Below are 19468 nucleotides of genomic sequence, written 5' to 3' on the forward strand. Positions count from 1 at the left end.
TCAACGGATTCTGATCCTGGCTTCTCGGACCGCATCCATAATCTTGAAATACAATTCTTCAGTACTGACCGGCTTTAGAAGATAATCAAAAGCCCCTCCCCCGGTGACTTGTGCAAGAGCTTCCATATTCGCGTGTCCGGTCAGGATAATTACCGGTATTTCCGGCTTCACGGCTCTTAAACGCTTCAATGTTTCAATCCCGTTCATTTCAGGCATCAGGATATCCAACACGATTGCGTCATAATCAGTGTCTTCAACCATCCGCAAAGCAGCTAAACCGCTTGAGGCAACACTGACTTCAACATTGCGGCGAATGAGACGGCGCTTGTATGCAATAAGAAAATCATTTTCATCATCGACCAGAAGAACATGAACACTTTTCATTCTTTTTCTCCTTGAGCCTCCCGTACGCAGGCCGGGAGGGAGCTTCCCGGCCTGCTGGCGAGGGGGGTGGTGATCAGCATTATGCGGTCACAAAATATGGCGGACTAATTTCTCTAAAAATCGCGAATTGACACAACAAGCGGCGCAACTGTCCAGAAAAACAGCAAGAGCAGTACAGCAGTGAGCACCACTGTTATGAAAGATTGGAATCTGCCCAGTTTTCCGGTCTTATAAAGCCCTACCCCCACAAGAATGGCCCGGACAGGCTCCATGACAACAGCCAGTCCCGGTATCCATGAAATGACCATCACCGCTCCGCTGGCGTAGGCATAAACATTGAAGACACTTGAATAAGAAGCCATGGACGGGGTCATCATCCTCATGATGCAAAATGAAAAGCAGGCTCCCAAGGCAGGCATGAACACAGCATTGACCATCATAACCACGCCCATTACCAATGAATTTTCGAAAAAATAGGTCATACTTACCGAGCAATAGAACAATCCTGAAATCATAAGAAACAGAAGAGCCCGCCTGCTGCCGGTTTCATCATTTGCACTTTCAAAAAATGAAGCAGGGGAACGTACAATGGAGACCAGAGATTCCAGATATTCCCTCACTCCCATCTTCACAGCCGGTGCCTGTATATTCGTCATGACATACTCCTAATTCAGGTAGCTGCTGATCCCTTCTACCAGTCCCCAGAGCAGCATGCCTGAGGTCAGAACGAATAGGATCTGCTGTTCTGTTCTTTTTGAAAAATACGTAGTTCCGTTTTTATGAATAAATTTCTTTTCAACTTGTTTTTCAGTTTTCATTAGTTATCCCCTTAAGGTGCGGCCGGCCGAAGCCGACCGCTTTTTTGCCGGTTTAGAAGGAAGGTAGGCTGCCGAAACCTATTCCGCTCCAGTAAACCGCTGTGAGCAGGATGATGAGAATATTCGCAACAAACCACATGGGAATGCCTACCCGCAGGTAATCCTTCGGTTCCAGATAACCGGAGGCGTAGACAATCGCGTTGGGGGGAGTTCCGATGATCAGGCAGTATGCAAATGATGATGCCACTGCGGTAGCCATGGCCATAAAGGGAAGGAATGTTGTGCCGGGATGCACGATACTGGCCATATTCAGGGTGATAGGTCCTACTGCGGCGGCGGCAGGTCCGTCAGCCATCAGGTTGGTCAGCACCGCGGTAAGACCGTTGGAGGTCAGCATCAGGGGAAGCCCTTCACTCATACCCAGCGGAGCCAGCATGTCGATGCAGGACTGGGCCAGCCAATATGCCGCACCGGTCTGGTCAAGAGTTCTACCGAAGATGATTGCACCGGCGTAGAGCCAGACAACACCCCAGTCGACCTTTTCCTGATAGTCACGCCAGTTAACAACTCCGGCCAGCAGGTAAGCCACCGCACCGGCAACCGCGATTACACCGATACCAAGACGAATCGGGTAGATGCCGATGTTGTAGAAAGCTTTTTCTGTGAACCAGCCGAAAACCATGACGAGGAAAATTACCATGGCCCAGATCTGATCCCTGTTCCAGCGGCCCATCTTATTGATTTCGCTTTCAAGATGGCGCATGGCCGGAGCCAACGATGTGATCCGAGGCTTGAAAAGCATGTTACAAGCCACCCAGGTAAGCGGAATCATGACCACAACAAAAGGCATGCAGTACATGATCCACTGCGCATAACCAATGTCCATACCGAACATGTCGGTAAGATAGGTCATCATGATTACGTTGCGCGCACCGCCCGAAGGAGCACCGGGACCACCTACGTTACAGGCCATAGCGATGGTTATCATAAGCATCTTTGCCAGTTCCTTGTCTTCAGGAATCTCATCGGTAAGGCTGTTCTGATAAAGCAGCATACCGATGGGAAGAAACATTGCGGCAAGGGCATGGTCGGAGATAAAGGCAGCCAGCGGACTGATCACGACAAAGAAAATAAGGGAGATCCAGCGGACATTGGGCACAGCCAGTTTCTTGAACATGAGCATACACACCCGCTTATCCACCCCTGTCTTGACGAATGCTGTCGCGAACATGAGTGAACCCATGATAAACCAGACTGCGTCATCCCAGTACAAACCGGCCACTTGGCTTCTGGTAACAACTCCGGTGAAGACAAGAATCAATCCGATACAAAAAGCTACTCCCGGTAGCGGTATGCACTCGGTCATGAAGCAGAAGACGACAAACACGACCATGGCAATGGCAACTTTGATTTTCCATGCCCCGCCGTCAGCGCTCTTCTTATCATTCTTTGAAAGATCTGAATAATTCAAATCATTTACACGCAGGTCGTAAGCACTTTTCATAATCTTCAGAAAGACCTCGTCAGAGATATTTTTCTCTACGTAATCTCTGGCCTTAGCGAAGTTGGCAGAATCAACCGGAATCTTATATTTCTTAGCCCACTTTTCGTTGCGGCTCATAAAGCGTTTCTTGCTTAAAGCGCCCATACGCATGTTCTGTTCCATCATGCGCGCCGTAAGCACCTGCCATTGTTCAACAGCGGCACTTCCAGCACCGAAAAGTTTTTCGCTTATGTAATTGGTTACAACCTTCGGACCTACTGAATATTGCATTCCGACTTTTCTCATTCCCTGTGAGGTGGGCAAAACCAGAATTACAAAAAACAGAACTACCGGAATAATCAACAGCCTCCAGTTGACAAACTTATCGTATCCGGTTGCTTTTTTCTTTGAGTTTGACATATGTTTACCCCTGTATTGCAAATCTGCTGTAATTATCTGAACGAAATAATTCGAGCTATTTCGTAAAAGAGTTCCTGCTCCCTGACGATGCCTACATCTATGCCGTTCTCTTGAACGATAATGCGTCTCTTGCCTGTGGTGATAAGGGCATTAGTCGCATCCATAAGGTTCGCCGAGGATTCAATAGTCAGGAACTCTCCAGACAGCAGAGAGCGAACAGTCCTGCCCGCAAGCTTCTCTGCAAGAGTTGTGAATTGGCCATCCCAAAACATTGCCGAATATTGAAGACTGTCCGCGGTGGAAGGCTTCGGTGCTGAAAGGTATTCAGGAAGAACTGCATAAAGCAGGTCTCGGGGACTGAGGATACCTGCAGTACTGCCGTCCGCGTTCCTTGCGATTACAGAACGGTGCCCAGACTCCATGAGCCGATTTGTTGCAACCAACCCCTGCATTGACTTCCGCAAAGCAGCAATGGCCTCACTTACGGTGCTGTCCGCTGCGATCTCCGTGTACTCATCAAGGGGAATCATCACACTTCCGACCAACTTTTCCGACAGCTTCACTTTAGCAACACTGTGGAATGCATCATTGATTTTGGCTGCGAGCAGATCGATGTCGCAGGGCTTTGCCAGATAGTCATAAGCACCTGCGGAGTAGGCCTTTTTAGCCCCTGAAATATCGCCATGCCCTGTAAGCATAATGATCGGAATATCCGGATCCTTTTCACGAATCTTTTCGAGGGTTTCATGACCGTTCATTCCGCCCATCCTGACATCAAGAATGATGACATCCGGCGAATGGGACAACATATCCAGAGCCTCTTCTCCACTAGCTGCAAGCATCGTTTCGAAGCCTTTACGCTTAAGAATCTTCGCAGTTGTCTCGCGAAAACGCTCCTCATCATCAACCATGAGGACTTTGATAATCTCCATTATGTAACCTCCTTTAATTTCAACTTTAACCGGAAGGAAAACCTATGCTGGATTTTCCTTCCGGGCCGAAAGAAATCGTTTCTTCTGTCTGTTTATTTTTGCTGATGCCTCCTCTACGTTTTCAAGCAGCTCCTTCATACTCACCGGTTTGATCAAGAAATCGAATGCACCCAATTTCAAGCCTTCTACCGCCGCCTCCATTGAGGCGTGCCCTGTCAGGATAACTACCTCCACAAACGGGAACTTCTTTTTGATTCGCTGCAAAGTTTCGATGCCGTCCATGCCCGGCATTTTGATGTCAAGAAAGACAACGTGCACATCTGTCTGCTCCAGCAATTCGAGTGCTTCTTTCCCTGACGAGCAGGTTAAGACTTCAAATCCCAATTTCTCGAAAAGCTTCTTGGTAGTGCAAAGCAGACGCTCCTCGTCATCTACAAGCATGATTCTTGTGTTCCTCATTTTGAGTTCATCCTTTTAAATTGATTACGGTTGCACAGAGCAAACCAATGAAACCAGCCTCACTAATGCAGACGACATGCCAATACATAACCATATGATTTAAATAACTAAGTATGCGCAAAAACATCTCGCAAAACGCAATATTCAGGCTCTTTTAAGCAAATAATAACGAGAAGAAAGAATACCGAAACAGTGAACAAAACTGTGAGGGATGGGTGGCATCGGAAATGCAATATTTAATGCGCAAAATTATGAACAGGAGACGATATGCTTAGTTACAATTTCATCTACTTCGACCATAACGACCACTTGCTGGTGGAACTTTTCAACAACATTATTTCCCGCAAGAAGGATAAGGCCCGCTTCAGGTCACTGCTCAGTCCATACCTAAAACCGCATGGGATTAAAGAACTTGCCGCACCATACGGCATCAGAATTGCCTATGCCGCTTTTAACCTGCTGGGCTCTCTTGAATCAGATGAAGTTAATGAGAGGCTGCACGCTCTATCCGCTCTGAAAAATGAGGTGATGGCCACATCAAAAACCACACTGCGAAACAACAGGGCCAGAGTCCTTATTCAGATCGCAAAGGAAATCATTAGATCCGGCAACGATGAACAAAAGCAACTAAGGCTGGCTCATGATTTCCGAAGTGTTTCCTTCGGAAAAAGCAGCTTCATTCGTGAGCAACTTAAAAAATACCATCTTCTTGAAATGCCGGAGGAATGGAATCAGCTGACATTTGATGACCGGGTGCACGATGCGAACAGCAAAGGAAGGAAATCTGCATCTCATCTGGTTATGGATGCATGGATAAAGGGAATTCGCAGGCTGCGGGTAGTTTATTATGATTTCCTATCCCCGGAAGTAGCAACAGAACTGTATTCCGCAGCGCAGATTCTGGATATTAAAGTGGAATTCGGAATTGAATTAAGAGCTGTAGTCCGCAACCGCTATGTGAAATTTGTTTGGACTCCGAAAAACATTATCGACCAGAATGACATTGCGGAATTTTTCAAAAACGCAAAGGTGCAGGAGATCATGCAATTCGGGAGAACTTCCCAAAAAATACATGCTGAATACATTCGCAGTGTGACTGCAAAGTTTAACTCCGAGCACCGGCAATCTATTGAACGTGAAGTCGTGGTCAGTCTTCCTGCAATTGATTACACTGAGTTCCTGAGCAGCCTGAAATCCATAGCTCCAACCCTGACCCACCTCGGAAAGCATATTCATGAGATTTCACTTCCACACTTTAAGCAGAGGGTAAAAGAGCTTGCAGCTGTATACCTTGTTGCAAGCATTGAAGAAAAAAGCAGAATCGATAAGCAGGTGGACTCCATCAACCTGCTTGATCCAGACACGATCACGGCTCGATATCTTTCTCCCCAAGCCAACTCAGATCTCCCGAACCCAGACAAACCGTCAGCCTCAAAAGCAACATCTGTCCACATGGTATTCTCACCCGAGAAACTGACAGAAAAACTGCTCAACGCTAGCCCTTCCAGCAGAATAACCCTGATTCTGGAAAACATGGAATTGGAAGATGCGGTGGAACTTGTATACGACTGCAAAGGACGAATTACGCACTTTGAATTGATTAATCTGAAAAATATCACTGAAAACCACTTCCCGAACCGGGTTCCGTTTAACATGCTGCAGCAATCATTGAACACAGGCAGCTCCATAGGACTTAAAAAAATTGTTTGCAGCTGTGTTGAGAAACTAAAAAAAGAGAAAGACCCCGAAAACAATGAACAGCTTGCAAAGCTTATCCTGATTCAACAACATATTGAGGAACTGAAAAACAGCTATAAGCATCGCAAAATCAGAACAAAAATCGGAAGCGGTTCAACCGGCGGTTCATTACGGGCCATCGGTATGGGATTCGCTGTTGCTGATACCCTGCCTCCCCGGGCGCGCAAGGAAATCGAAGAAAATCCCGACAGAAAATGTCTACCTGTTTCGGCAAACATATCCCTGACCATAAAATATATGTCGCAACGAAACATTCCTCTGCTTTCAAGCCATTTCCTGAGCCACGTGAAAGATGCCTTTCTTTTGCGCGAAATATTACAGCGCAAAGAAAATAAATGGGAAATTTCCAACTACAGAATTGAACACGGACAGTGCGGCAATATCAGCCCTCTGGGAGGATTATCGCAGAATACCGGAAACGGGCTCTCATTGATCAAGCAAAAACCGAATACCGTGAACAAAACCGAACCGCAGTACATAAACAGTACACTGAAAAACGTATTTAAAATTATCATCGGTTTCATTCCGGCCTTTCTGACTTTTTATCTCACCAAGGACTGGTGGGTTCTGGCATGGCTGGGGGGCCTGATCTGGTTTTCCATCACCGGTTTCCGCAACATCATTCAGTCTATACTCGGCGGAGGCGGCCTCAAACGGTCTCCTTATCTGGTCTGGAGCGACTTCATAAACTGGAACCGCATTGCCGATTCCCTACTATTTACCGGTTTCTCTGTTCCGCTGCTGGACTGGCTATGTAAATCCGTGGTGCTGGATGGACTATTTAACATCAATGTAACCACCAACCCGACCATGCTTTACACGATCATGGCATTAACCAACGGCATATACATAACAGGTCACAACATCATTCGGGAACTGCCCAAGGAAGCAGCCTTCGGCAACTTCTTCCGCAGCATAATTTCAATCCCCATTGCAATTGTCTTCAGTTACACCATTTCCACACTTCTCTATATTTGCGGAATACCGGAAATAGATATGCTCATCCAACAATGGGCGGCTGTCATATCAAAACTGGCCTCAGACTTTGCTGCCGGATTTCTTGAAGGTATGGCGGACCGCAAAGAAAATATTATAGCCCGATCCTGGGACTACGAAGAAAAGATACGTCAGGTTCTGGATTTCTTCTCTGAAATGGAAGTCAGATTCCCTAACAAAGACCTACTCTCACTACTCGAAAGTCCAGCCGAATTCATAAAGCTCTGCCGCAGCCGAGAAGTGTGTGACGATTCGATATTAATGGCAAACGCTTTGGATCTGCTCTATCTGCGAATGTATCAGCCGCGGGCCAAAGAAGCCTTGCAACAAGCGATTAGAGACATGTCAAAGGATGAAAAGAACATTTTCAGGTCATCCCAGCAGATTCTCAGCCAAAAGGAATCCGTATCTCACATCATCGTCGACGGCTTAATCGGTAATAATTTTTCCAAACCGCTTTCCTTTTATTTGCGTAGGCACGAAGATTACCTTCTAGAACTGGATAGAATTATTGCCCCCGCAAAAACGTCATAAGAAAGCATCATCAGAAAACAAAGGCCGGAACCTGCACATATCAAAATGGCAAGTTCCGGCCTTTAACAATTTAGCAGCAACTAACTGAATGCCGGCAGGATAATGCTGAATTCAGTACCCTTATGCCGTTCACTTTTAACCTTCATCCGTCCGCCAAGTGAATCTATTACAGTATGGCAGACAGCAAGTCCCAGTCCGGTCCCGTCACTGTTTTTCTTCGTGGAATAGAAGGGTAAGAAAATGCGCTCCATATCTTTTTCGTGAATGCCAACCCCATTATCGCAAACTTTGATTATAGCATTTCCATTTTGATCCTCACCTGCAGCAATCACAATTTCGCCGTTCTCGGGACCATGTTCTTCCACCACAGCGTGAATGGCATTATTCAACAAATTAACCATAACCTGTTGCAAAAGGCCTTGATCCGCAAGAACAGAAGGTGTTCGCCTGTCCACATCAATAATGAACCTGATCCCTTCCAATTCAGCTTTCTTCTCCACCATCTTGGCAACCTGAGGAAGATAATCCACCATGTTTATCTTTTTAAATTCCGGTTTGTTCTGACGTCCGAAATTGAGAATTTGGCGCGTAATTCCTGCGCAACGATCAATCTGCAACTTCAATTGACGATTAATTTGCGCAATTTCAGTGCTGTTCTCACCTTCCCCGATTCTTTCTATCTCCTCCTGCAGCAACATCTCAAGCAGAGCCAGATCACTTTTCATTATCTGCAGAGGATTATTTATTTCATGAGCGAACCCGGCTGACATCTCCCCTAGCTCAGCAAGCTTGGCTGCACGCAGGAACTGGGCTTCAAGGGCGCAGACTGTATCTGCCTGTCGGGTTAACATTTCGTACACCTTATTACTGGCAACTACCGCCAGCAGGACCAGAACCGATCCTCCGCAAATCAATATGGCAAGGATCAGATACAGGGCACTGCTGCTGGAGCGGAAAGCATCGGAATGCTTTTGACGAACTACTAGCCGCCATTTTCCGTTATTAAGACTGGTCGTGGCAAAGATGTATGCTTCATCATTCTCTGAACCGTCGAAAGTTATAACCCCATCCTTCTGATCCGGATAAAGATAACTGTCCCGGTCAAAAATGTCCCCCCCACTACGCCGGGAAGTCTGTAATCTATTAGCGCTGTTGATTATATATGCTTCCCCGGACACACCTATATTGACCTTTTCCACGATCCTTCTTAGCGCAGCGGGACGCAAAGTGGCCCGCAACACCCACTCTTTATTATCAATCAGCTTTGATACAGATACATTCAAATGCGGTACTCCCCTTAATCCGAGATAAATATCACTGATATTGTACCCATTGCTGACCGTTTCCTTATACCACCCTGAATCCAGGTAGTTCTTGTTTTCAAGCGGGTATTCTCCGACATACGCCACTTGATTGCCTTCAGGATCAATCAACCCCAGATCGGAATACATATCTCTCCTTAAACTTCGCAATTCTCCCAGTATATCCCTGACTCTTGCCGTGTCCTTGATCTCACCTCCAAGCAAGTCCAATGATTCCATCAGATCGGCTCTGCGTTCGTTCAGGAAAAAGTTCACCATTTCGCCATGGTCAGCCGCCGCCAGTCTGACTGCGGACATCGCCAGCTGCTCCATCGACCTTACATGAGAGTAATAACCGATAGTTGCCGCCACAATTAACGGAACAAAGGGGACAACTATCATCGAGAACAGGAGCACCCTTCTTATTCCGTGATACTTGCGTGTTCTTTCCACGTGACAACCCGCCTTCTTTGCTAGATTTAGTTTAATTATTTCAAAATATTAAATCAAAATAAGTTCTGGTATAATTTCCGCATGTAACTACAGGCAAGAGAAAAGCAATCACCATGCCGAATTGCCTTGACAAGCACACCGCGCCGACTCTAACGCTAATAACAGCTACACTTAGATTTTAACTGCGAAGCAAATATAGGATGAATGCCATGTCTGAATATGCACAGACCACAGAACAGAAAAACAGCGATATGATCTCTCCCAAGAGACTCTGGAACAGGACTGGTCTGCGCGGTAAACTGCTGCTGTCGCTGCTGCCTACAATCCTGATCATCATTCTTATCGTGGGGGCAGCTTCCTACAAAGTTTCTAAGGACTACATCAGGATAGCTCTCGGCAGGACAGTGGCAATGCAAAACCTTGCAATTGTCCACGACATAGAAATATTCATGACTGATTGCGCAACAGACCTTCGTTATTTCGCCCTAAGTAAACAAAAAAGCGAAGACATCAGCCTGCAATTTCAAAACAGGATCACGGCCGGAGGAATTCCCTATTATGAATTGGCGTATATCCCGGCCTCCACCGGAAAACCTCAGATACTGGTCAACAGAAACGGCATGGTTATGGAGCTTGATGAAGCAGCCCTGGACAGGGTCAGTCCCAACCCGATGCTGGAGCTTGAAAAGCTATCATCATTAAAAAATGCCGAAGTTCAGCCTTCTTATATCCGTGAAGTCACCTATCCTGTACAAAGCGGCAGAAACGGAAATATGCTGGTGAAAGAGAAAGTAATCCGCTTTTACATAAAAACATCAGACAGTGACGGGCACTTTGACGGAATAATGTTTCTCTCAGTTAAGGCAGAAAAACTACGAAATTTCCTAACCTTATATGACTCGGAAAAGTCACCGTTATGGTCATTTCAGCGAAGCAACGAACTGCGCTTCAGCTATTTCGTCGACCCGCAAGGCTGGATACTCTTCCAGTCGATTCCAAAGGAAGACGGAACCTCAGAGCTCACCTCATTTCTCGCAAGGCAGGATTATCAAGGCACTCTCGGTAAGGCTGAACACAATGTAGCCTTCCGCCCAAGCGAAATTCACGCGGACTACTGGGAAAGAATCGAAAAAATACAAAAGAAAGAAAAAGGGCTGGAATTTTTATTTCACGAATCCGGGCAACATTCCGCGACAATCCCTACGCTTGCATATGCTCCCGTATGCTTCAAAAAGACTCCCGGAGGCGAAGCAGAAGTATACGGTGCCATTATCTATACCGACCGTAGTGTTCTGCCAAAGGTTGCGGGCTATGATTTCATGAGTATCCTGCTGGTCGTATCCGGTATCGCGGTTGCTGCAACAATTCTGGTCGTTCTCTTTTTCGGCAGGGCACTGACCAAGCCTATTCGGGAATTCGCTGCTGTAATGGCAGACCAGACCTCACTGGATCAACTTAAAGAAGTTGATTTACCATACAAAGACAATGATTTGCAGGTACTGCAAAAAGCCTTCAACAGAATTATAAGACACGTTAACAGCCAATATATTTTAATGAAAGCCAAAGACGAAAAGCTTGTGGCCATCAACAGTCAGGAAAAAGCCGATCTTAAAAAGGAGATTCAAGCCCTTTCAAATCTTGATGTCACAGTCATTCCGGAAATTATAGGTTACGGAAAACAGATCAATAACCTTAAGAATGAAATTCTCAAAGCCGCCGAAGTCGACGTTGATGTCCTTATTTACGGCGAAACAGGAACAGGCAAACAGTTGGTGGCCGAAGCAGTCCACAACAACAGTGCCCGCCGTGAAAAGCCTTTCATTTCAGTCAACTGTGGCGCACTGGATGAAAATCTCCTCCTTGATGCACTCTTTGGGCATGTCAAAGGAGCATTTTCAGATGCAAAGACCGACCGTAACGGGGCTTTCATAGAAGCTCATGGCGGCACATTATTCCTTGATGAAATTCAGTCAGCTTCGCTGAAAGTTCAACAATCACTGTTGCGGGCTATTGCTTCGCGCCGGCTCAAACCGCTGGGTAGTGACAAGGAAATAAGCTTTGATATCAGGATCATCGTTGCTACCAACGCAGACCTTACAATCTTGATTAAAGAAAAGCTCTTCAGGGAAGACCTATACTACCGGCTCAAAGTTCTCATGATCCAAACTCCTGCGCTGCGCGAACATCCGGAAAGCATTCCCTTGTTAAGCCTGTACTATATTAAGCAGGCCGAGCACCTTACCGACAAAAAAGATATTGCACTCAGCCGTGGGGCTGTTGCCAAGCTTACAGGCTACCAATGGCCCGGAAACGTCCGCGAACTGGTCAACAGCATCACAAGAGCTGTCGTTATGGCTAACAACAAGCTCATTCAGGCCGACGAAATCAGGCTCGAAGGAGAAAGCTGGTCATATGCAGAAGACAAGCACTCCGAAACGATGAAAGAACCGCCCTCCTCCGAAAGCACAGTTTCTCATAATGAAGATATGCTTGAAGAAAGCATGGAGCCGGATCAATCTCAAAGCACTTCCCTTAATGAACGCCAGATCAAGGCATGGAAAGTTATCCGCACAATGAATTCCGTTTCCCGAAACGAATATCAAAAGATAGTAGGCGGAAGACTTCCATCCCGGACTGCCATTTATGACTTGCAGATACTGGTCAAAGCCGGAAAACTCCGAAAGACAGGACGAGGACCTTCAACCCGTTATATTGTGGATTAATAGCTCCGAAAAGGATCAGGCTATATTGCAGGGAAATTGAATTCCTCCTGCAATACGCAATTGCGCAAACTCCTGCTTTTGCCAGATTAACACCAACTGGCAAAAACGATAAGAACCTGAAATAAAAAATAAAAACGAGTTTAAACAGTTCCTGGAATTGTGGCATAGGCTATGCAATTTAAGTCCTCAAAACATAAGCGCAAAGCTAACTTTCAGGAGGACGAAAACGATGAAACTAAAGATTTCCGCTCATGGACGCTCGTGCGATTTAGCCCTGCATCCTGTTTCTGAAAAAACGGCAAAGACCATAAATGAATATGGTCAGAAAGTTTATTCCATGAAAATCATGAATTGGTGGCGTAAAGGTAAAACCACCACATGGGGCATGAAAATTGATTCGGATTGTTCTTTGAGAATTACTCTTGACGACAAACCGGTCGAATTTGACTACGGCATTATCACCCAAAACCCGGTACAAATAAGACGGCGCATCTTTCTTGACAGCAACGCAAAGTATCTTGCAGTTCTCGGCTATGACAACGAAATATGCAAATTTTCTTGGGAATGGAACAATGTAACTGAATTCAACCCTGAAAAATTTGAATTCATGATCCACCAATGGGACCGCATCATGGGTGAAGACGACTATTTCATCCTCGACGATGCTAGATATAACGGCGAATTCGCAGACCGCAATGACTGGTGCGAGGCTCAGGGCTTCACTCTTGTAGAGCCCAAAATTATTGATCTCGAACAAGTAAGGCATGAATTTGCCGAACAGGGAGAGCTGGCTCACCAAGGAAATCCCTTTCCTTCCCCTTCTATCAATCCCCTCTAAGAAGCTTTCCAGCTCTACCCTATCCTCCGGGGCTGGCATAAAAGCATGTCAGCCCCGCCTAAATCGCACTATTTTTTCAACCATGACCGACCATCTATAAAACCACCATAAAGACGGAATAGTTTATACTTGAAGCTAAATTGAATCATGATACTATCAAAACACACCGCGTTGTTTACAGTATTCCTTTCAGGAGGTTGATGGTGAATTTTTTTATGACCCTTTCACCTGTTATGCAGGCTCTGCTAGCCACCTTATTTACCTGGGGACTGACCGCCCTAGGGGCAGCAGTTGTATTTATCGGCAAGGATATCAGTAAACGGACGTTAGACATTATGCTCGGTTTTGCTGCCGGGGTAATGATTGCAGCCAGTTACTGGTCTCTGCTTGCACCGGCTATTGAAATGAGCGAGCATCTCGGACCTTTCAAGTTTATGCCGGCTGCGGTGGGCTTTATAATGGGCGCAGTATTTCTACGACTGGTGGATAAGTTTTTACCACACCTGCATATCAACGCTCCACGCTCTGATGCGGAAGGGGTTGAGACAAACTGGAATAGCTCCATCCTGCTGGTGCTCGCCATCACCCTGCATAACATCCCGGAAGGACTGGCCGTTGGTGTGGCCTTCGGAGCCGTCGGCGCGGGATATGATACGGCATCCATCGGCGGAGCCATCGCACTTGCCATGGGAATCGGAATTCAGAACTTCCCGGAAGGTACTGCTGTTTCAGTTCCTTTGCGGCGTATCGGTTTTTCGCGGATGAAAAGCTTTGTCTACGGTCAGGCTTCAGGACTTGTAGAGCCCATAGCCGGGGTTATCGGTGCGGCAGCAGTCATTTTTGCTAAACCCATTTTGCCATATGCGCTGGCCTTTGCCGCCGGAGCCATGATTTTTGTTGTGGTGGAGGAAGTTGTACCGGAATCGCAGGCTTCAGGTTACGGCGATCAGGCAACCATGGGTTGTATCATCGGATTTGCAGTGATGATGACCCTTGATGTCGCGTTGGGATAGGATATCGTTCTACCAATCTTCCATTAGTATGCTGTAAACATGTGAACCATATTCATCCTGCTACTGGAGAATTTCCATGAATATACCTCCACTTCCAAATCTTCATGCTCTTGCTGTACTGGTCTTAACGGCTGTTGCATTACTGTTGTTCAGCAACAAGAAACTTCCACTCGAAACATCAAGTCTACTTATATTCCTGATCCTGACTGTTGGATTCGAACTTTTCCCTTATAAATCTGATGGAGAAATATTTCACGCTGTCAATTTCTTTTACGGTTTCGGTAATGAAGCATTAATTGCGGTATGCGCGCTCATGATTGCCGGACAGGGGATTCTGCGCACAGGATCGCTGGACCCAATGGGCCGTCTGCTGTCCCGGGCGTGGAAGAAAAGCCCTTCTATTTCATTTTTACTGACGCTGCTGCTCGGAGCATTCATCAGTGCCTTTATCAACAATGTTCCCGTGGTGGTTCTCCTGCTGCCGGTCCTCATAAGTGTATCATTGAAAACAGGTTCTCAGGCTTCTTCCGTACTAATGCCCATGGGCTTTTCCACCCTGCTTGGCGGGACCGCAACAACAATCGGGACTTCCACCAACCTGCTGGTCGTTACAGTAGCTGCGGATATGGGCTTCAAACGTATAGAAATGTTTGATTTTGTATTACCGGCAGTCATCGCCGGAAGTATCGGAATTTTGTATCTCTGGCAGATAGCCCCACGCATCATCCCGAAAATTGATATCACCCTGACAGACAGCTCTCCGCGTATATTTACCGCTCATTTGGAAGTTACAGAAGACAGCCTTTTAGAGGGTAGCCCTCTTTCAAAGGCATTTGAACTTACTGATAATGCAATGAAGGTTGCCACCATAGAACGTGGGGAGGGTAAACCGATATACCTGCATCCGGGGGCCATCCTTCAGGCCGGAGACCATCTGGTCATAAACGACACACCGGAACAACTCAAAGAATTTGAGAGAATCCTGCAAGGAACTTTGTATCCTGTGGGCTCAGCGGTTCCATATGACGCCGAGCATCCTTTCGAAGCTGGTGATCAGCAAATTGCTGAAATCGTGATTTATCAAGGATCTCCGCTGAGCGGAACCACCTTAAAAGATTATAACTTTGCAGAAAGAACCGGCATGACTCCGCTGGCCATTCACCGTTCCGGCAAAAAGCTAAAACGCTACTTAGACAAAATCAGCGACTTAAAACTTAAAGTCGGTGATATCCTGTTAATTCAAGGGCCAAGACAAAAGATTTCGGAACTCAAAAAAGATACGAATGTTCTGATTCTAGATTCAACAATGGATCTTCCGTATTCCCGGAAAGCTCACCTTGCAATGGGCATAATGCTGGTAATAATACTTACCGCCGCTTTCGGCATTCTACCCATTGCTATCAGTGCACCATGCGGAGCGCTGCTTATGATCCTGACCGGATGCATTACATGGAGAGACGCCACAAGGGCTTTAAACGCGCAGGTAGTCCTGATCGTTGTGACCAGTTTGGCTCTGGGAAAAGCCATGCTTATAACCGGCGGTGCTGACTTTCTGGGCAGATTGTATGTAGCATTAAACGGAGATGCTCCGGCAGCCGTCATCATTAGTGGACTCATGCTTCTGATGGCAGTTTTCACCAACATTATCTCCAACAACGCTACTGCTGTAATCGGCACCCCCATAGCCCTGTCCATTGCCCAGCAGCTAAGCCTTCAACCGGAACCATTTGTTCTGGCGGTCCTGTTCGGGGCAAATATGAGCTTTGCCACTCCCATGGCCTACAAAACCAATTTATTGGTAATGAACGCCGGGGAATATTCATTTTCGGATTTCTTAAAGGTTGGAACCCCGCTGGTATTAATCATGTGGATTACATTATCAATTGTTCTGCCGTTGATTTATCTCTAGAGAACAGAAGCATTCATGATGCTATTAATTCGATCTAGCAAAACTTAATACTTTGAATACATTTAAATTTTCCACAACTATATTGACATTACGCATAATAATTCGGACAATAAATCTAGAAAAAAACTTAAGGAACTGACCTCCTCGCACTTATTAATTTTATTCCCAAAACAATATGAATAACAATACCATAAGCGCTGAAAACATAATTGACTTCTATACTCAAAAATTACGCTACTATAAATTCTGGGCTACACATCATCGAATAACTTACTGGATTACTATATGGACTTTAGCTATTTCGGGGATATCTCTTGGAACAGCACTTTTTTTTAAATTTGATACAAAATTCATCATGATTAATGCTCTTATTCTTAATGCTCAATTCATTATCTGCAATATTTTAAAATCGGATGAGAAATATGCCAGATATAGAACAACAGAAATCGAGCTTCAATTTACGATGCAAGCCCTTAATATAGCAATTCGTAAAGACATTTTAAACGGAGAGACCAAAGACTTTGCTACCATAAATAACATACAGAAATATCATCCAATATTTGAAAAAATAATGGTAAAAGAGTTTAAAGAACATTTCGCTAAACAAAAAACTTTTAAAAGTATTAAAAACTCTTTTGGCCCAATTAATACTAATAAAGACTCTCCCCTATAATCCATAGGGCATACTGCAATAAACAAAATCTACAAATCCGAATGCTCATTTCTAACAGTTCTGGACAAAAAATAACCATCTTATGTTAAAATAACAATTCTCACTTGAATGACTAATTCCCACGGGTTAAACTTCCCGGCAAAAGTCCCTTCACCCGATAGTCAAAGGAGACCAGATGAAATCACGCAACATTATTCAATTACCCGGAATAGCCACTTTACTAATTCTAATCTTTTCCGCCCTGTTCTTTGCGTATCCCGTTAGTGCAGCAGATACATCCGGCTCTCGAAAACTCAAAATCGCGGTAATTCCGGAACGAGGAGATCTGGACTTCTGGATTCTGTTAAAAAAAGGCGTAACCAAGGCTGCTACCGACGATGGCAACATCAAAATTTACTGGCTTAGCCCTTCAGGACTCGGGGATTTTAAGGAACAGGAACTTGAAGTTGACTGGTGCATTGAGCACAAAGTGGACGCTATAGTTATTTCTCCGGTACATAGCCTGAGAATGAAAAAGTCTATTAACAAAGCCATGCACAGGGGTATTCCTGTTATTCAAATGGTTTCGAAAGTGCACGGAAATGCCAATACAGGATACGTCCACTCCGACAACTTCAAGGGTGGGAGACTCGCTGCTGAATTTCTGCAAAAAGAATTGAAGGACTCCGGAACGATTGTTCTGGGCATGTTTATCAAAGGCAATTCCCCTGTAAACAGCAGGATTGAAGGATTCAAGGCTCAACTTAAAGAATCAGAATCGAAGCTTAAAATAGGCAAAGCCATCTACGTAGGGGAAGAACACAAAAGAGGCTCCTCCAAAATTCGTGTAGCTATGTATGGCACTGACAATCCGAACAAAAAGAAGAATGTTAATGCAGTTGTCGGCTTTAATGAAAGCAGCAGCGAAATCTTATTTAAAACACTTAAGGATTTAAACAAACTTGAAGGACTTAAGTTTGTTGCATTCAACCCTGACCCGGAAATGATTCAGGGGATCATGGATGGTCAAATCACCGCAGGTGTAGCACAGGACCCGTATGAAATAGGGAGAATTGCGGTTAACCAAGCGACAATGGCGGCCAGAGGAAAAGAGATACCAGATGAAACAATGACTGATGTCTACCTGATAACCAAAGAGAATGTCTCAGACCCGGAAATTCAAGAAGTGCTGGGCTTGAAAGAACGAAATAAGTAGCAGTTTAATCCCCTTGCCAGAATCAACCTGACAAGGGGATTTTTATTTCAAACAGTCCTGCAGGACGCCTATCAATGATTCTTGATTACATAATCCATACCGCCACGAATGGCAGCAATCTGCCCTTCAACACTGGATTCCGGAGTCATCCAGTCGCCGTCAGGATATATTTCAGTAGTGGTATGAAAGCGAGCATTGGTAAGTGTTCCGCTTAATCCTAACTCACGCATGGGGTAGTAAATAACTCCATGGGCAATGGCAGGTTTACCGAGAATATTACCTTCATCGTCCTTATCTGCAATGGGAGTAACCGCTTCCACCGAACGGACAACAGCTTCCTGAAAAGGAAGTTCCGGTCTATCCTCATCCGCAACAAGGTAAAAACCCTGCGGGATATCTTCGATGACGCATTCACCCCCGTCCCTTGCAGCCAATGCCGGACGAAATACAGTTTTATCCCGATCGGTTGTTTCATGCAGGTCAATGTGAACGGCAATCTCACCGGTAATCGTTGCCACAAACTGTTTCAGCAAAGTGGATTCTTCCGCTTTATTCTCACCGCAGAAGGACCTGTTGGGATCAACAGTATATGGATTCCAGCGGTTATTAGTCTCATATCCCCAAGGACTTACGCAAGGAACAACCACAAGATTAAACTTATCCGCATACTCCGAGGCAGTTGTTTCCAAAAACTTAAGGGCTGCGTATATCCCGCCGACTTCATAGCCATGAACACCGGCAGTAATTAAGGCCGTGCGCTTACCCTCAACCCAATCCTTGGAAAGAAGTGCATATAACGGATAACGTTCAGGATCATATGAAAGCTGGCCGTATTGCTCTACGCGATATGAATCAGGCAGCGCGAAAATTCTGTCCAATACATCCTGCCGGTAATTCTTTTCAAAAACAGCTTGTTCAAGCCATTGTTTCTTTTCTTCCGGCCCCCACTTAATTATGTTCATAATTCCCCCTGTATTTGCGGATCATCTTCTAACTTATCATCCTGTAAATCAAGGAAAATTACCACATATAACGGCCTAGAAATTCATCGCCGAAAAAGAAGAAATTTCAATAATTCCCTCCCTGCTTCCACTCATTGCAGCCATAAAATCATTAAAAGCTTCCCGGCTGCCAAGAACTGCCCGTTTCCCTTCCAAATACCCAGGTTTGGTCCCTGTAAGCGGACATCCTTCAGTATCATCAACTGTATTGCCTTTATGAATTCGGACATATGACCGCCCCGGAACATCTTTAACAGTCCACAATTCGCATCGTTTCGAAGGTGAATACTCAAGCTTAAGAGGGTACCGCCCTACGGGTATACACGAAATATTCTGCTGATTTTCGCGCCAAGGTTCTTCTAATGTCCAGCATATGGATTTCCCATCGACCAACAGACCGCCAAGAGTTGCTTCATCTGTTGATTCCACACGTATCAATTCCACTTTTCGCATAAGAACACTCCTTTATAAAAGTTGAAGTTAAGCTTGAACAAATCACATCCATATACTTTCAAGCTTATTTCTATCTTTGAGTGAAATGCGGCCATCGCCCAGCTTGACAGTGTCCTGACCAACAA

The 19468-nt window shown here is 45.4% G+C and carries 16 protein-coding genes; 7 read left to right on the forward strand and 9 right to left on the reverse strand.

The annotated features are described in order from the left end of the window. From ACKU40_RS06325 to ACKU40_RS06350, 6 genes are all read right to left on the reverse strand, one after another. Entirely contained in the window at positions 1–384 is a 384-nt protein-coding gene (locus ACKU40_RS06325) for a response regulator (protein ID WP_320175669.1), read from the reverse strand. 113 nt (positions 385–497) lie between these two features. After that, positions 498–1040 (reverse strand): YIP1 family protein, encoded by a 543-nt coding sequence (locus ACKU40_RS06330; RefSeq protein WP_320175670.1) that lies wholly within the window; start codon positions 1038–1040, stop codon positions 498–500. Between the two features lie 9 nt (positions 1041–1049). Beyond that, positions 1050–1202, reverse strand: coding sequence for a hypothetical protein (locus ACKU40_RS06335; protein ID WP_320175671.1), 153 nt, complete (start codon positions 1200–1202; stop codon positions 1050–1052). A 52-nt stretch (positions 1203–1254) separates the two neighbouring features. Next, on the reverse strand, positions 1255–3105 hold the full coding sequence (locus tag ACKU40_RS06340) for a DASS family sodium-coupled anion symporter (RefSeq protein WP_320175672.1): 1851 nt from the start codon (positions 3103–3105) through the stop codon (positions 1255–1257). Positions 3106–3137: 32 nt separating this feature from the next. Then, positions 3138–4037 carry a response regulator gene (locus ACKU40_RS06345; RefSeq protein ID WP_320175673.1) on the reverse strand — a complete coding sequence of 300 codons (900 nt, stop codon included), beginning with the start codon at positions 4035–4037 and terminating at the stop codon, positions 3138–3140. Positions 4038–4079: 42 nt separating this feature from the next. Beyond that, on the reverse strand, positions 4080–4496 hold the full coding sequence (locus ACKU40_RS06350) for a response regulator (protein WP_320175674.1): 417 nt from the start codon (positions 4494–4496) through the stop codon (positions 4080–4082). Positions 4497–4763: 267 nt separating this feature from the next. Between ACKU40_RS06350 and ACKU40_RS06355 the strand changes: the two genes are divergently transcribed. Continuing rightward, entirely contained in the window at positions 4764–7784 is a 3021-nt protein-coding gene (locus ACKU40_RS06355) for a hypothetical protein (RefSeq protein ID WP_320175675.1), read from the forward strand. A gap of 80 nt (positions 7785–7864) precedes the next feature. On the opposite strand, the gene ACKU40_RS06360 is transcribed toward ACKU40_RS06355, so the two are convergent. Continuing rightward, positions 7865–9538 (reverse strand): sensor histidine kinase, encoded by a 1674-nt coding sequence (locus tag ACKU40_RS06360; RefSeq protein WP_320175676.1) that lies wholly within the window; start codon positions 9536–9538, stop codon positions 7865–7867. Between the two features lie 209 nt (positions 9539–9747). On the opposite strand from ACKU40_RS06360, the gene ACKU40_RS06365 reads away from it, so the two are divergent. From ACKU40_RS06365 to ACKU40_RS06390, 6 genes are all read left to right on the forward strand, one after another. Continuing rightward, complete coding sequence (locus tag ACKU40_RS06365) at positions 9748–12261, forward strand: sigma-54 dependent transcriptional regulator (RefSeq protein ID WP_320175677.1); 2514 nt, start codon at positions 9748–9750, stop codon at positions 12259–12261. A 229-nt stretch (positions 12262–12490) separates the two neighbouring features. Beyond that, the gene (locus ACKU40_RS06370; RefSeq protein ID WP_320175678.1) at positions 12491–13099 is read left to right on the forward strand and encodes a hypothetical protein; all 609 of its coding nucleotides are present in this window, start codon (positions 12491–12493) and stop codon (positions 13097–13099) included. Between the two features lie 215 nt (positions 13100–13314). Beyond that, complete coding sequence (locus tag ACKU40_RS06375) at positions 13315–14112, forward strand: ZIP family metal transporter (RefSeq protein ID WP_320175679.1); 798 nt, start codon at positions 13315–13317, stop codon at positions 14110–14112. Positions 14113–14188: 76 nt separating this feature from the next. Then, a complete protein-coding gene (locus ACKU40_RS06380; RefSeq protein ID WP_320175680.1) occupies positions 14189–16021 on the forward strand; it encodes an SLC13 family permease in 1833 nt (610 codons plus the stop codon). Between the two features lie 175 nt (positions 16022–16196). Then, positions 16197–16694: a hypothetical protein gene (locus ACKU40_RS06385; protein ID WP_320175681.1), complete on the forward strand. Its 498-nt coding sequence runs from the start codon at positions 16197–16199 to the stop codon at positions 16692–16694. A gap of 175 nt (positions 16695–16869) precedes the next feature. Next, positions 16870–17889 (forward strand): substrate-binding domain-containing protein, encoded by a 1020-nt coding sequence (locus tag ACKU40_RS06390; RefSeq protein WP_320175682.1) that lies wholly within the window; start codon positions 16870–16872, stop codon positions 17887–17889. Positions 17890–17960: 71 nt separating this feature from the next. On the opposite strand, the gene ACKU40_RS06395 is transcribed toward ACKU40_RS06390, so the two are convergent. Beyond that, the gene (locus ACKU40_RS06395; RefSeq protein WP_320175683.1) at positions 17961–18851 is read right to left on the reverse strand and encodes a M14 family metallocarboxypeptidase; all 891 of its coding nucleotides are present in this window, start codon (positions 18849–18851) and stop codon (positions 17961–17963) included. 75 nt (positions 18852–18926) lie between these two features. Next, positions 18927–19343, reverse strand: coding sequence for a DUF5675 family protein (locus tag ACKU40_RS06400; RefSeq protein ID WP_320175684.1), 417 nt, complete (start codon positions 19341–19343; stop codon positions 18927–18929). Positions 19344–19468 lie beyond the last annotated feature (125 nt).

It is taken from the genome of Maridesulfovibrio sp. (assembly GCF_963666665.1).
Lineage (GTDB): Bacteria > Desulfobacterota > Desulfovibrionia > Desulfovibrionales > Desulfovibrionaceae > Maridesulfovibrio.